This window comes from Haloferax sp. S1W (genome assembly GCF_044593955.1).
Lineage (GTDB): Archaea > Halobacteriota > Halobacteria > Halobacteriales > Haloferacaceae > Haloferax.
Map to the genome: position 1 here is coordinate 2,334,561 of NZ_CP172595.1, position 12,343 is coordinate 2,346,903.

Here is a 12,343-nt window from a genome sequence, read left to right on the forward strand (position 1 = left end):
CGCCGCCCGGTGCGCCGGAAGACCACGCTTCCACCCGACGGACTGTCCGGTCGCGCGCGCCGCGCTCGCGCCGAGCCGATGGCCGTCCGGCCGCTCCGCGACGGTCGATACGTCGTCGAAACCGACGGCGGCACCTACGTCGTCGACGTGGAAGCCCGCACCTGTACCTGCCCAGATAACGCTATCCGACACGCTCGCTGTAAGCACCTGCGCCGCGTCGCTATCGAAATCACGCGCGGCGAGATTCCACCGCCGGGTCGCCGAAGCGCCACCTGCGCCGTCTGTGGCGACGAGACGTTCGTCCCAATAGAGGCGACCGGACCGCAACTCTGTCACGACCACGAGCACCACCCCGGCGACCTCGTTCGCGACCGCGAAACCGGAAGCCTGCTCGTCGTCATTCGCGACCTCGGAACCCGCGCCGACGAGACCAGAACCGGGACGGGGGACCTCGTCTCCGAGTTCGAGACGAACGCCGACTACGGCGACCACGAACCGGTCTTCGAGGCCGTCTACCTCGGGTCGCTTCCGGCCGATGCCGGACTCTCCGACCTCGGAACGTTGCGAGCGTACCGCTTCCCCGCCTCTCGACTCCGCTCGGTCGAACGGGGATTCGTCGGAATGCAATCGCTCGGCGGGCGATTTGCGCGGGCGTGAATTCGAACGCTGGAACGAGCTATGTGTCGCCGAGGCGCGTCTGCTTTGGCCCGCCGACGAACGAGTCGAAGTCTTCGCCCTCCGACAGCGCCGTCTCCTTTTTTACACGGTAGTTGCCGCCGTCGGTCACATAGAGGTCGCCCGGGTGGAAGAAGTACCAATCTTCACGGTCGAATCGAACCGCGATGCGGGCTTTCGCACCGAAGTTCTGCGAGAAGTAGATGAGGGCTTCGACCTCTTCGCCGTCGAGATAGATGGGTCGGCCGCTGGACGCCTTCGCCTCGATGGCGTAGAAGACGTCGCCATTGCCCGCGAGCACGTCGGGGAGTTCCCGGGTCGTTGCACTCCCGGAGGCGGGCGCACGCATGACCGCGAACCCGGCCTCGTCGAGTTTGTTGACGAGTTCGCGCTCACGTCGGTCGCCCTTTCTGTTCGAAGACATGGTCGTGAGTCGGAGAGTGGCAGTGATAAAAGGGACGAACCAGCGTGCCGAGTGTCGCCCCCGTCTCGCTATTCTACGAGCGGAACCGCATCCGCCCACAGCGCCTGAAACTGACGTTCGAACTCGCTGACGACGGCCGCGTCCTTCACCGCGACGACGCCGAATCGCTCGCCGACGGACTGCGGGTGCGGGATGTCGAGTGACACCACCGACTGGTCGAGTACGTCGAACGACACCGGCACGTCCGGGAGGACCCTGATTCGAACCGCCTGCGACTTCGACTCGACCAACTCCGGAAACGCGTCCGGAAGCACGTCGAGGAGACGGTCGCTGAATACGAGCGACACATCGAGGTCGGCGTGTGCGCCGTCGAAAAACGCCTCGAACTCCGTCCGGAGCGTCTCCCACGAGGCCTGCTCGTATGGCGGGCCGACGACGGCGTGAACGCTCTCTGTCGCGGTGCGCATGTGTTGCTGCATCGCCGCTCGCATCTCGTCGCCGAGTGTCCCGAGCCAGATACTGCCGTCGGCCGGCGGCGTCGGCAGGAGAGTCGAGTGAACCGTTTCAGCGACATCGAGATAGCGTGTCCACTCGTCGTGGAGTTCGACGGCGCGCTCGGCCAGCAGTCGCTCGACGGCCGTCGCCGGGTCGATGGCGGCGTACCGCGTCGGCTGGGTCGATTGCGTGCGGACCAACTGCCGGGCTTCGAGTCCATTGAGAACGTCGTAAATCCGGCCTTTGGGAACGTCACTCGCCTCCGAGAGGGCCGTCGCGGTCGCTGCACCCGTAACGAGGAGCGTCCGGTAGGCCTTCTCTTCGTAACTCGATAAGCCGAGTTCGCCGAGTGCAGTCATGATATCCTATTGAGCAGTACGCGGGCGAGTGCTTAGTGGCTCGGGAAACAACCCGCAAGTGGCGGGTTATTTCAGAATACTCATTCACCGAGTGACAGGACTGGCGGGTATGAATCCGTACGTGTTGCTCGGTGGCGCAATCGTCTCAGAACTCGTCGGAACGACCGCGCTCAAACTCTCGGCGGGCTTTTCGAAGCCAGTTCCGAGCCTCGGCGTGGTCGTCGGCTACGGACTCGCGTTCTATCTCGTCTCGCTGACGTTGGAAGAACTCCCTATCGGCGTCGTGTATGGAACGTGGGCCGCCCTCGGTATCGTCGGCGTGGCAGCTATCGGTATCGTCGTTTTCGACGAATCGCTGGACCTGACGGGCGGCGTCGGTCTGCTTCTCATCCTCGTGGGCGTCTACTGCGTCAACGTCCTCTCCGACATGACGGTCCACTGAGCGGGTTGACACAAACAGTTGCGGAGCATTCTGTCGGCGAGAACTTGTTCGACATCCTGACCACTATTTGTTCGACAACCAACACTGGAAAGCATACTCCACAATACCTCTATCGGCAAAATACAGGTCTGTCTCCGTTATAGTCCGCCCAGTATGACAGTCACCAAAAATATAAGGTTCGTGTCGAGTGAACTAGTACCATAGTATGCTGGGTCTCCACGAAGGCAACGTGAAGTACGGTGGTTTCGTAGTGGCCGCCATTGGCTTTCTGGGGACCAGATACACGGTATTAGAGTCCATCGACGCGCAGGCGACGCTCGTCGAGTTTCTTGTCGGGCAGGCGGCGTTCCTCGTCCTCGGTCTCGGATTGACCGTGTTCGGCATCGGACTCGCGGTGAGTTCGTACGACGAGACGTTCGTGAACACCGTGGCGACGTGGAGCGTCCTCGGCACGCTGTCGATGGTTCTCGTTCTCCTGTTGACGCTCACTGGAACTGGAGACGCCGAGCGACTGTCCACTCTGACTCGGTCGGCGCTCGTTGCGAACGTCATCATCGGCGGGTCAGTTGGCGGCGTCCTCACAGGGATTCGAACGGCGATGAACAAACAACAGCGCCGCGAGTTGTCGAAGCAAGCGGACCGCCTGACCGTCCTCAATCGCATCCTCCGCCACGAGGTGCTAAACAAGGTGAACGTCATTCGCGGTTACGCGGACCTCGACGTGGACCAGCGAAGAGCGGACACGTCGAATCTGCAGGTCATCCAGCGGAACGCCGACCGCATCGACACCTCCATCTCCGAACTCCGCGCCATCGTCGGCCCGGCGGACGAAGACCCAGTTTCGACCCGGGTGTACCCGAAGCTTCGTGCGGCAATCACCGAGGTTCGAACCTCCTACCCGAACGCAAACATCACACTCGAGGGAGACGCATCGACAGAGACGCGCGTCATGGCCGACGCCCACCTCGATACCGCGTTTCGGCATCTGCTGGAGAACGCGATTGTCCACGCGAACGTCGACGACCCGACCGTTTCGGTTCGTGTGACCGCACGAAGAACCCACGTGGACATCGATATCGCCGACGAGGGACCGGGGATTCCAGAGAACGTTTCCGCGGTCGTCGAAGACCGTGAGTTACCCGAGTACGACGACCCGACCACCGGGTTCGGACTCACCCTCGTCAGACTGCTCGTAGTGGACAAATACGACGGCCTCATCAGCGTGGATTCCGACGACGACGGGAGCTGCGTGACCGTTTCGCTCGCCCGCCACACCGAGGATGTGCTCGGCAACGACTCCGAGTACGGCATCCCGCCGCGGATTCTCGGCGTCACCGCCGTCGCAGCCATCGCCTCCGGCGTTGCGATGGGCGCGACTTCGCAAGTCCTGACGGGGTCCCTCGCCATCATCGGGGCCCTCTACGGCGTGATGAACGCGGGTGTCGGATGGGTGACGCACATCTTCCACAGCGTCGTCTTCGGTCTCCTCTTCGCGGTGGCCATCTGCCATCGAAACCCGTGGAACGCCGCCCGGCGGCCGATGCGCTCGACCGTGCTGGGCGTCCTCTACGGAGTGCTTCTTTGGCTCTTCGCCGCGGGAGTCGTGATGCCGCTTTGGCTCCGGTCGGTCGGCATCTCCGCGTCCGTCCCGACACTCACGGTCCCGGGTCTCGTCGCACACGTCGTCTGGGGTGCCATCTTCGGGAGCACCTTCGGTGTCGGCGTGACGCGCCGGCGGTAGAGAAAGGCCGTCTGTGTGGAGTCTGACCTACGTCCCGTGGGCCCAGCTGCCCATGTATTCGCGCTGTTCTTCGGTCATCGAATCGAACTCGATGCCCTCGGCTTCAAGCTTGATTTCGGCGACTTCGCGGTCGAGTTCGTCGGGGACGTTGTGGACGCCAGCGTCGTAGGCGTCTCCGTTTTCGACGATTTCGCGCACGACGACGGCCTGCACGCCGAACGACTGGTCCATGACCTCGACCGGGTGGCCGAGTGCGATGGGCGACGCGAGGTTGACGAGGCGGCCTTCAGCGAGGACGTTGAGGCGGCGGCCGTCGTCCATCACGTAGGCGTCGACGCCGTCACGTGCTTCGTACTCCTCGACGGCGAGGTCCGAGAGCGCGTCGAGGTCGATTTCGATGTCGAAGTGCCCCGCGTTGGCGAGGAGAACGCCGTCTTTCATCTGCTCGAAGTCCTCGCGGGTGATGACGTCGCGGTTACCGGTGGTCGTGATGAACACGTCGCCGACCTTTGCGGCCTCTTCCATCGGCATGACTTCGTAGCCCTCCATGTGGGCTTCGAGGGCGCGGCGGGGGTCGACTTCCGTGATGATGACGTTCGCATTCTGGCCTGCGGCCTTCTTCGCGACGCCCTTGCCACAGTGGCCGTAGCCGCCGACGACGACGTTCTTGCCAGCGTACGAGAGGTTGGTCGTCATGGCGATGGTTGCCAGCGACGACTCGCCCGTCCCGTGGACGTTGTCGAAGAGACGCTTCATCGGCGTGTCGTTCACGGCGAAGACGGGGTATTTCAGTTCGCCGTCGGCGTCCATGGCGCGCAGACGGTGGACACCGGTCGTCGTCTCTTCAGCGCCGCCGACGATGGTCTCGATGAGTTCGGGGTACTCCTCGTGGATGGTGAACACCATGTCCATCCCGTCGTCGACGGTGATGGTCGGTTCGTGGGCGACGACGGCGTCGATAGCCGCGTAGTAGCCCTCCTCGTCGACGCCGCGGACGGCGTAGGAGGTGATGTCGTCGTGAGCGTCGAGCGCAGCGGAGACGTCGTCGTGGGTCGAAAGCGGGTTGCACCCGGTGATAGCGACTTCCGCACCACCGAGGGCGAGGAGTTCCACGAGGTTCGCCGTCTTCGCTTCGACGTGCATCGCCATCCCGACGACTTCACCGGCGAGCGGCTTGTCGGCCTCGAACTGGTCGCGGAGTTCCTGCAGGATGGGCATGTGCTGGAGCGCCCAATCCATCTTGCGTCGTCCCTCTTTCCGGGCGGCCTCGACATCGTCGAGGTGCTCGGAGACAGGAGCGTAGTGTTCGCTCATATCGGTGCTTCGGCGAGGCGTCCGAAAACCTTACCGAAGGCAGATGAGCGGCGTTTGCCCGAATCTACAAGTGTCAATGGGTAGTCTATCACATGGTGCGCGATGCTCGCCGTAGACAACGGGACGGAAGTTGCCGAACAGGAGCTGTTCGCTCTGATGAGCGCCTCTGCGGTGCCCGACCTGCTGCGCGTTGCTGACGAACCGCAGACGGTCAAAGAGCTGAGTAACCGCGCAGACGTACCGCTTTCGACGGCATACCGAGAAGTAAAGCGACTCCACGAGGTCGCACTACTCGAAAAGACGATTGCCGTCAATCAGGCCGGCGGCCGACACGTCTCGCAGTACTGTCGGACGTTCGAATCGATGGAAGTCCGAGTCACCGACGACGGCCTACAGATTGAACTGACCGGGCAGTGAGCCGTTCGGTCCGGCCAACGCTCCGGACGTAGTCGACGAGTTAGATACGCTCGCGGAGCGCAGCGACCGCTTCACGGGCGCGCTCCATCACGGTCGACTCATCGAGCGTGCGGACCTCGCGGTCACGCATCAGCACTCGACCATCGCAGACGGTGTGGCGCACGTCAGACCCGCGAGCGGCGTAGGCGAGGTGACTCACGAGGTCGTTTGCGGGCGTCAGGTGCGGCGCGTCAAGGTCGACAACGGCGATATCGGCGACGCCGCCGATTTCGAGCGCCCCGCCCGGCAGGCCGATTGCCTCGGCGGACCCGGCGGTACCCATACGTACCACGTCCGCCGCCGCAACGGCGCTGGCGTCGTCTGCGGCGAGTTTTCCAATCATCGCAGCGTCGCGCATCTCGTCGAACATGTCGAGGTCGTTGTTCGAGGCGGCCCCGTCGGTTCCGATACCGACCGTGACACCGGCGTCGAGCATGGCCTGCACGGGAGCCATCCCGGAGGCGAGTTTCATGTTCGATGCGGGGCAGTGGACGACGCCCGTTCCGGCCTCGGCGAGCAGAGCGATTTCCTCCTCGTCGACGTGGACGCCGTGTGCGAGGAAGTCGGCCTCGGTCAGCATCCCGAGGTCCTTGGCGTACGAGAGGGGCCGCTCGCCGCGTTCCTCGACGATTGGCGTGACCTCGTCTGCGGTCTCGTTGGCGTGGTAGTGGACCGGAACGCCCTCCTCGTGGGCGTCGGCAGTCGCATCACGGAGGAACTGCTCGTCGACCGTCGTCAGCGAGTGTGGCATAACAGCCGTCCGGACGCGCCCGTCGGCCGCGCCGTCGTACTCGCGGGCGATGCGGAGACTCTCTTCGATATCATCCCACGCGTCGTCGTCGTCCTTACCGATGGTGACGACGCCGTGGCCGACACGAGCACGAAGTCCCGCTGCGTCGATTGCGTCGACGATTTCGGGCACGTCGAAGTACATGTCGGCGAAGGCCGTCGTGCCGGACTTTATCATCTCAACGAGTCCGAGTTCGGCACCGATGCGAATGTCTTCGTCCGTGAGTGCCGCTTCCGCTGGCCAGATATCCTCGCGAAGCCACGCGTCGAGTCCCTTGTCGTCGGCGTAGCCGCGGAGGAGGGTCATCGAGACGTGGCAGTGGGCGTTGACCAATCCGGGCATGACCAGACACCCGTCGGCATCGAGCGTCTCCGACGCGTCGGCGTCGAGGTCCGTGCCGATGTCGAGAATCGTTCCTTCGGTCCGGTCGACGAGAACGTCGGCGCGCTCGATAGTCATGTCGGGGCGGAGCACCTGTCCACCCTCGATTCGGAGCGTATCCATGTCGGTCGTTTTGCATCCGATACTGTGAATCCACCGTCTCGCATCGCCGTTTCGCCTCGGCGTTTCAGAATCGGACCACTTTCCCGGAAACCGAGAACCAGCGGGGGGCCTTACCTATACCCCCCTCACTATCGAGGGTATGGAACCCCCGATAGCGTTCGCGCTTACTCCGGGGCACGTCCAAGCGGCCACAAGCCCGTTTGTCACCGTCGTCGCCGCACTCACCGGCGCAGTGTCGGTGACGCTCGCGGGACTGGGTATCGCGGTGTTTCACCGCCGTCGAACCCGGTCACACCTGCTCATCGCGTTGGCGCTTCTCGCCTTCGCGTCCCGCGCGGCGGTGGTCGTCCTCACGTTCGCAGGCGTCATTACGGGCATCGAACACCACGCCATCGAACACGTCTTGGACCTCGTGATGGCCGGACTCGTCCTCACGGCCATCTACTACGCCCGGAGCATGGAGCGCGAAGCGGGGGCACACGAACCATGAGCGAGACACGAATCCGCGTCGCCGACCACATCAAGCACAACCCGGGCATCCACTTCAACGAGCTCGTGCGCACGCTCGACCTCGCGCCCGGACAGGTACAGCATCACGTCCGACGACTCCTCTCTGACGAGTCAGTCCGACGGAGCGAATTCTACGGCCGAACCCACTACTACCCCCTCGACTTCGATGCGTGGGAACGCGGTGCCCTCGCGCTCGTTCGGCGCGAAACCGCCCGCGATATCCTCGGACACCTTCTCGAACACGGCGAGGCCCGCCCCGACGACGTTGCACAAGATATCGGTGTCGCACGCAGCACGCTGGAGTGGCACCTCGACCACCTCACAGAGCGGGATATCGTCCGAAAGGAGCGCGACCTGCACAACCGCGTGACGCTCGTGTTGACCCATCCGGGCCGGACGGCCGCCCTCCTCGACGAGGTGTCGCCCTCCCTCCCCGAGCGATTCGTCGACCGGTTCGACCGCCTGCTCGATACGCTCGTCGAAGGCTGAGTGGACGAGTCCTCTGTGACGAGTCTGACCTACGAGTCCGGCGAGTCTGTCGCTGCGGCTTCAGCATTCCTGAGCCGCTCGATTCGAGCCTCGGAAGAGAGGGTGGGAGACAGGAACGACCCCGAGTGACGCTGGTCAACTTCGTCGGCCGTCGCTTCTAACGCATCCGCGAGCGTGTCGCATCCGACCTGTTTTGCGGCCGCGTCGTCGGCCCGAATCGTGAGCCGTTGGCTTACCTGCGCACCGAGTACGAGCGCCACGAGGCCGATTCCCAGATAGACGAAGAAGCTGTTCTCCGGCGCGAGACCAGAGAGCGCGAGTCCACCGAAGACCGCGACCGAGAGGAGATGAAGTTCGCGCGTGAATCGAGCGCTTTGCTCCGCTTCGGTCGCGAGGAGGGCACCGACAACGTCGTCGTCGTATTTTTCGAGAAGCGAGTCGGTCACGAAGAGCGTCTTGCGGCCGACCGGCCCGCGAACGAAGTGGTCCGAGCGGTGGCCGTATCCTTCGAGGAGTCGAGTCTGGCTCACCGAGAGCCCAACGCGGGACGTGAGTCGGTCGAGTCGGCTCCGAGTGTCGGCATCCGGTTCCATCGTCGTCTGCGAGAGACCGACGAGTGGTGTCGAAAACAGGTACGCCGCGAGAGTGAAGACCGCGACTGTCGCCGCCCCGCTGGAGACCCCGTACCGGAGGTCGATTCGGTACACGACCACCACGCTGAGAATCATGGCTGCGATGACGACGTGGTACCGGAACATCTTCACCGCGGCCGTGAACGCACCCATATCCACGTCGCGGACGCGCCGTGCAACCGGGAACGCACCCATGTACGAGACGGTGGCGACGAGTGCAGCACCGACGGCGATACCCGACCACCCGAGCAGCGTCCACGGCCACCTCGTCGGGAGACCGGCGAGAGCGAGCAGGTCCGCATTCAACTCGAAGAACCACGCACACACTGCGAACAGTGCCGCGGCGAGAAGCCAGTTCGAATGGACGCGGCGACGAAACTCCTGTACCGGCGCATCCCGCTTGGCGAGTCGACCAGCACTCATCCGCGACCAACCCGCACCGAGGAGGGAGACGCCGACAAGTGCGGCGGCAAATGTGACGGGGGGCATACAATATCGGGTAGTCGAGATGTTGATAAGAATTCTGGGTTGCGAAAGTCAATTACCTCCGGACCGAGACGGGACCGTATGAGAATCGCCGTTCCCAACAAAGGCCGCCTGCACGAACCGACTATCGACCTTCTGGAACGTGCCGGTCTCCATCTCGACAACGGCGCTGATCGGAAACTCTACGCCGACACCGTCGACCCCGACGTGACCGTCCTCTTCGCCCGCGCGGCCGACATCCCCGAGTACGTCCGTGACGGCGCGGCCGAAGTCGGTATTACGGGTCTCGACCAAGTGCGCGAATCCGGCCACCGACTCGCCGAACTCCTCGACCTGGAGTACGGAAAGTGCCGCCTCGTTCTCGCTGCGCCCGAAGACGGCGACATCAACTCGGTCGAAGACGTCTCTGGGACCGTCGTCGCCACCGAGTTCCCGCACATCGCCCGCTCGTACTTCGACCGGAAGGGTATCGACGCCGACGTGGTCGAAGTGACCGGCGCGACCGAACTCACCCCGCACGTCGAGATGGCCGACGCCATCATCGACATCACCTCGACGGGGACGACGCTCCGGGTCAACCGCCTCGCTGTCATCGACGAAGTCCTCTCCTCGTCGGTCCGCCTGTTCGCCCGCCCTGAAGTCGTCGACGAACCGAAGGTCGCACAACTCGTGATGGCGCTCGAATCGGTGCGCTCGGCCGAGGGCAAGCGCTACCTGATGATGAACGCCCCGCGCGACAAACTCGACACGGTCAAAGAGGTCATCCCCGGACTGGGCGGCCCGACGGTGATGGATGTCGCGGGCGACGAAACCGTCGCGGTTCACGCAGTCGTCGACGAGCGCGACGTGTTCGAGGTCGTAAGCGACCTGAAGAGCGTGGGTGCGAGCGGTATCCTCGTCACTGAAATCGAGCGGTTGGTCGAATAACTGAACCGTCAGCTGTTTACGACTCGTTTTCTTTCCAGCGCAACTCCGGAACCGACACCGACGGGTCGAACCGAAGGCGACCGTATCTGAATCGGACGTACCACGCGATACAGGCCACGCCGACGACCATCGCGCCGACGCCAAGCAGACCGGCCTCGGGGCCGAACGACCCACCGGTAATCACATCTGGCCCTCGCTCTGTCGTCTCGATGAGCGAGGTACCGAAGTCGAGGCCGCTCACCGCGAACCCGTAGACGCCACCCTGTACGAAGTTCCACGAGATGTGAATGCCCGTCGGAATGGCGAGGTCGCCGGTGAGGACGTACCCGAGACCGAGCAGCACGCCCGCGAGTGTGATGCTGAGCGTGCTCGCAAGACTCGAGTTCGGATTCTGGAAGTGGGCAACGCCGAAGACGGCCGACGAGATGAGGAGCCCGCCGATAAGCGCCGTCGGCACGTCGAACCGCCAGCGAAGCCCCTCGGCGACGTTCGTGAGGACGACGCCGCGCAAGAGGATTTCCTCGGAGACGCCGACTGCGACGAAGAACACGAAGAGCGCCGCAGTGCCGAGGAGTCGGTCGGAACCAAGTCGGACCGGGTCGACGGCGACCCAGTCGGTGGCCACGCCGACGAGGAAGATGAGCGTCATCAACACCCCGCCGAGGACGAGGCCGAATCCGAGGTCGAGTACCCAGTCACGGTCGATATCGAATCCGAGGTCGGAGAGGCTTCGCCGGTCGATGTAGCGGGCGATGAGCACCCCACCGAGCGCGCTCGAACTGACCGAGACGAGCGAAATGAGAAACTGTGCGAGCCGACTCGTACCGAGGAGGTCGTTGACGGTTGCTCCGAGGCCGATACCGATGACAATCGAAACGAGAACGACGACGACCGGTGCCGCGAGAAGTCGAACCGGAGCGCGAGGGCGGCGCTCGGCACCGTTCCAGACGAGTTGGCGAGGGGACACATGCGGCGGTTGTTCGTCTTGTGTAATGAAGGTACGCCGGACGAGTCCCGCGAGGAATGCGAAAAAAGCGGCGCACCAACGAGAGTGAAAAGCGGCGCATCAACCAGATGGTCAGAACGGCGCAGTCGACAGGATGACGGCGAGTCCGAACAGGACGACACCGAGGATGACCGAGACGACGAAGTGGATGAAGACCACGTACGCCGACAGGCGATTCGAACGACCGTAGAGGAACCTGACGAGTCCGAAGTCGAACGCGATAGCGAGTCCGAGCGCAAGAAACGAGTTCAGTTCGAACGCCGTGAAGACGACGGCGATAGCCGCCGGAACGGGACCGACTGCGAACGCTTTTTTCACCTCGACATCGCCGAGGACGTTCCGCGCGGCGATGTGTGCGGTCAAAGAGAGAAACAACGCGAACAACGCGAACGTTCCGGCGACGGCCGTTATCGGCGCACCAGAGGCCACCGTCTGCAACGAGAGCACGTCCATATCGGCCGAATGGACGCGATTGACTTAGGTCCGGCCGATTCGAGTCAGGTCAGAACGACCCGAGAAGACCGAGGTCGGAGAGACGAGACATGATGACATCGACCGCCGCTTCGGCGTCTTCTGGCTTCTTGCCGCCCGTGATGACGAGTTTGCCCGACCCGAAGAGCAGCGCAACCACACTCGGTTCGTCGAGACGGTAGACGAGACCCGGGAACTGCTCGGGTTCGTACTCGATGTTCTCCAGCCCGAGACCGATGGCGATGGCGTTGAGATTCAGGTTCTCGCCGAGGTCGGCGCTCGTGACGATGTTCTGGACGGTGATTTCGGGGTCCTCGTCGACCGGAATCTGGAGTTCTCGAAGCTTGTCGAAGACGATACCGAGGCTTTCGTGTACGTCGTCCGTGGACTTCGCGCCGGTGCAGACGATTTTGCCGGAGCGGAAAATGAGCGCCGCGGACTTGGGGTTCTGAGTTCGGTAGACGAGACCGGGGAACTGCTCGGGGTCGTAATCTGCGCCCTCGAGGTCCATCGCCACGCTCTGGAGGTCGAGTTCTTGGCCGATGCCCGTGGAGGCGACGACGTTCTCGATGTTGATTGTGTCCTTGGGGTCGGTCATGTAACGATTTAAGTCACGTATTTA

15 protein-coding genes are annotated in these 12,343 nt (G+C 63.4%); 7 read left to right on the forward strand and 8 right to left on the reverse strand.

Features of this window, described 5'->3' with window-relative positions:
- Window positions 1-9: 9 nt before the first annotated feature.
- Window positions 10-657 (forward strand): SWIM zinc finger family protein, encoded by a 648-nt coding sequence (locus ACH9L7_RS12300; RefSeq protein WP_396613272.1) that lies wholly within the window; start codon window positions 10-12, stop codon window positions 655-657.
- Between the two features lie 19 nt (window positions 658-676).
- Here ACH9L7_RS12300 and hjc read toward each other — a convergent pair whose 3' ends face one another.
- Together hjc and ACH9L7_RS12310 are read right to left on the reverse strand one after the other, a co-directional pair.
- Complete coding sequence (hjc, locus tag ACH9L7_RS12305) at window positions 677-1,099, reverse strand: Holliday junction resolvase Hjc (protein WP_396610991.1); 423 nt, start codon at window positions 1,097-1,099, stop codon at window positions 677-679.
- Between the two features lie 68 nt (window positions 1,100-1,167).
- Window positions 1,168-1,953, reverse strand: a complete 786-nt coding sequence (locus ACH9L7_RS12310) for a TrmB family transcriptional regulator (protein WP_396610992.1) — start codon at window positions 1,951-1,953, stop codon at window positions 1,168-1,170.
- A gap of 109 nt (window positions 1,954-2,062) precedes the next feature.
- Between ACH9L7_RS12310 and ACH9L7_RS12315 the strand changes: the two genes are divergently transcribed.
- Together ACH9L7_RS12315 and ACH9L7_RS12320 are read left to right on the forward strand one after the other, a co-directional pair.
- Window positions 2,063-2,395, forward strand: a complete 333-nt coding sequence (locus ACH9L7_RS12315; protein ID WP_396610993.1) for a DMT family transporter — start codon at window positions 2,063-2,065, stop codon at window positions 2,393-2,395.
- Between the two features lie 205 nt (window positions 2,396-2,600).
- Window positions 2,601-4,136: an ATP-binding protein gene (locus tag ACH9L7_RS12320; RefSeq protein ID WP_396610994.1), complete on the forward strand. Its 1,536-nt coding sequence runs from the start codon at window positions 2,601-2,603 to the stop codon at window positions 4,134-4,136.
- 27 nt (window positions 4,137-4,163) lie between these two features.
- Here the strand turns inward: ACH9L7_RS12320 and ACH9L7_RS12325 are convergent, their stop codons facing one another.
- Window positions 4,164-5,450: an adenosylhomocysteinase gene (locus tag ACH9L7_RS12325; RefSeq protein ID WP_396610995.1), complete on the reverse strand. Its 1,287-nt coding sequence runs from the start codon at window positions 5,448-5,450 to the stop codon at window positions 4,164-4,166.
- Between the two features lie 102 nt (window positions 5,451-5,552).
- On the opposite strand from ACH9L7_RS12325, the gene ACH9L7_RS12330 reads away from it, so the two are divergent.
- On the forward strand, window positions 5,553-5,867 hold the full coding sequence (locus tag ACH9L7_RS12330) for a helix-turn-helix domain-containing protein (RefSeq protein WP_396610996.1): 315 nt from the start codon (window positions 5,553-5,555) through the stop codon (window positions 5,865-5,867).
- Window positions 5,868-5,907: 40 nt separating this feature from the next.
- Here ACH9L7_RS12330 and ACH9L7_RS12335 read toward each other — a convergent pair whose 3' ends face one another.
- Window positions 5,908-7,200 carry an amidohydrolase gene (locus ACH9L7_RS12335; protein WP_396610997.1) on the reverse strand — a complete coding sequence of 431 codons (1,293 nt, stop codon included), beginning with the start codon at window positions 7,198-7,200 and terminating at the stop codon, window positions 5,908-5,910.
- A 139-nt stretch (window positions 7,201-7,339) separates the two neighbouring features.
- Here ACH9L7_RS12335 and ACH9L7_RS12340 point away from each other — a divergent pair, with 139 nt between their 5' ends.
- Window positions 7,340-7,690 carry a hypothetical protein gene (locus ACH9L7_RS12340; RefSeq protein ID WP_396610998.1) on the forward strand — a complete coding sequence of 117 codons (351 nt, stop codon included), beginning with the start codon at window positions 7,340-7,342 and terminating at the stop codon, window positions 7,688-7,690.
- Entirely contained in the window at window positions 7,687-8,199 is a 513-nt protein-coding gene (locus ACH9L7_RS12345) for a winged helix-turn-helix transcriptional regulator (RefSeq protein WP_396610999.1), read from the forward strand. The genes ACH9L7_RS12340 and ACH9L7_RS12345 overlap by 4 nt, the downstream gene beginning before the upstream one ends.
- A 29-nt stretch (window positions 8,200-8,228) precedes the next feature.
- Here ACH9L7_RS12345 and ACH9L7_RS12350 read toward each other — a convergent pair whose 3' ends face one another.
- Window positions 8,229-9,320 carry a peptidase gene (locus ACH9L7_RS12350; RefSeq protein WP_396611000.1) on the reverse strand — a complete coding sequence of 364 codons (1,092 nt, stop codon included), beginning with the start codon at window positions 9,318-9,320 and terminating at the stop codon, window positions 8,229-8,231.
- A 78-nt stretch (window positions 9,321-9,398) separates the two neighbouring features.
- On the opposite strand from ACH9L7_RS12350, the gene hisG reads away from it, so the two are divergent.
- Window positions 9,399-10,244, forward strand: a complete 846-nt coding sequence (gene hisG, locus ACH9L7_RS12355; protein ID WP_396611001.1) for an ATP phosphoribosyltransferase — start codon at window positions 9,399-9,401, stop codon at window positions 10,242-10,244.
- A gap of 16 nt (window positions 10,245-10,260) precedes the next feature.
- On the opposite strand, the gene ACH9L7_RS12360 is transcribed toward hisG, so the two are convergent.
- The 3 genes from ACH9L7_RS12360 to ACH9L7_RS12370 form a co-directional block, all read right to left on the reverse strand.
- On the reverse strand, window positions 10,261-11,211 hold the full coding sequence (locus ACH9L7_RS12360; protein ID WP_396611002.1) for a lysostaphin resistance A-like protein: 951 nt from the start codon (window positions 11,209-11,211) through the stop codon (window positions 10,261-10,263).
- Window positions 11,212-11,322: 111 nt separating this feature from the next.
- Entirely contained in the window at window positions 11,323-11,703 is a 381-nt protein-coding gene (locus tag ACH9L7_RS12365) for a hypothetical protein (protein ID WP_396611003.1), read from the reverse strand.
- 49 nt (window positions 11,704-11,752) lie between these two features.
- Window positions 11,753-12,319 carry a TATA-box-binding protein gene (locus ACH9L7_RS12370; protein WP_396611004.1) on the reverse strand — a complete coding sequence of 189 codons (567 nt, stop codon included), beginning with the start codon at window positions 12,317-12,319 and terminating at the stop codon, window positions 11,753-11,755.
- Window positions 12,320-12,343 lie beyond the last annotated feature (24 nt).

Coding starts and splice junctions, on each gene's coding strand:
- ACH9L7_RS12340 (WP_396610998.1), top strand. CDS start 7,340: ATGGAACCCCCGATAGCGTTCGCGCTTACTCCGGGGCACGTCCAAGCG.
- hisG (WP_396611001.1), top strand. CDS start 9,399: ATGAGAATCGCCGTTCCCAACAAAGGCCGCCTGCACGAACCGACTATC.
- ACH9L7_RS12335 (WP_396610997.1), bottom strand. CDS start 7,200: ATGGATACGCTCCGAATCGAGGGTGGACAGGTGCTCCGCCCCGACATG.
- hjc (WP_396610991.1), bottom strand. CDS start 1,099: ATGTCTTCGAACAGAAAGGGCGACCGACGTGAGCGCGAACTCGTCAAC.
- ACH9L7_RS12345 (WP_396610999.1), top strand. CDS start 7,687: ATGAGCGAGACACGAATCCGCGTCGCCGACCACATCAAGCACAACCCG.
- ACH9L7_RS12315 (WP_396610993.1), top strand. CDS start 2,063: ATGAATCCGTACGTGTTGCTCGGTGGCGCAATCGTCTCAGAACTCGTC.
- ACH9L7_RS12320 (WP_396610994.1), top strand. CDS start 2,601: ATGCTGGGTCTCCACGAAGGCAACGTGAAGTACGGTGGTTTCGTAGTG.
- ACH9L7_RS12350 (WP_396611000.1), bottom strand. CDS start 9,320: ATGCCCCCCGTCACATTTGCCGCCGCACTTGTCGGCGTCTCCCTCCTC.
- ACH9L7_RS12310 (WP_396610992.1), bottom strand. CDS start 1,953: ATGACTGCACTCGGCGAACTCGGCTTATCGAGTTACGAAGAGAAGGCC.
- ACH9L7_RS12330 (WP_396610996.1), top strand. CDS start 5,553: ATGCTCGCCGTAGACAACGGGACGGAAGTTGCCGAACAGGAGCTGTTC.
- ACH9L7_RS12325 (WP_396610995.1), bottom strand. CDS start 5,450: ATGAGCGAACACTACGCTCCTGTCTCCGAGCACCTCGACGATGTCGAG.
- ACH9L7_RS12365 (WP_396611003.1), bottom strand. CDS start 11,703: ATGGACGTGCTCTCGTTGCAGACGGTGGCCTCTGGTGCGCCGATAACG.
- ACH9L7_RS12370 (WP_396611004.1), bottom strand. CDS start 12,319: ATGACCGACCCCAAGGACACAATCAACATCGAGAACGTCGTCGCCTCC.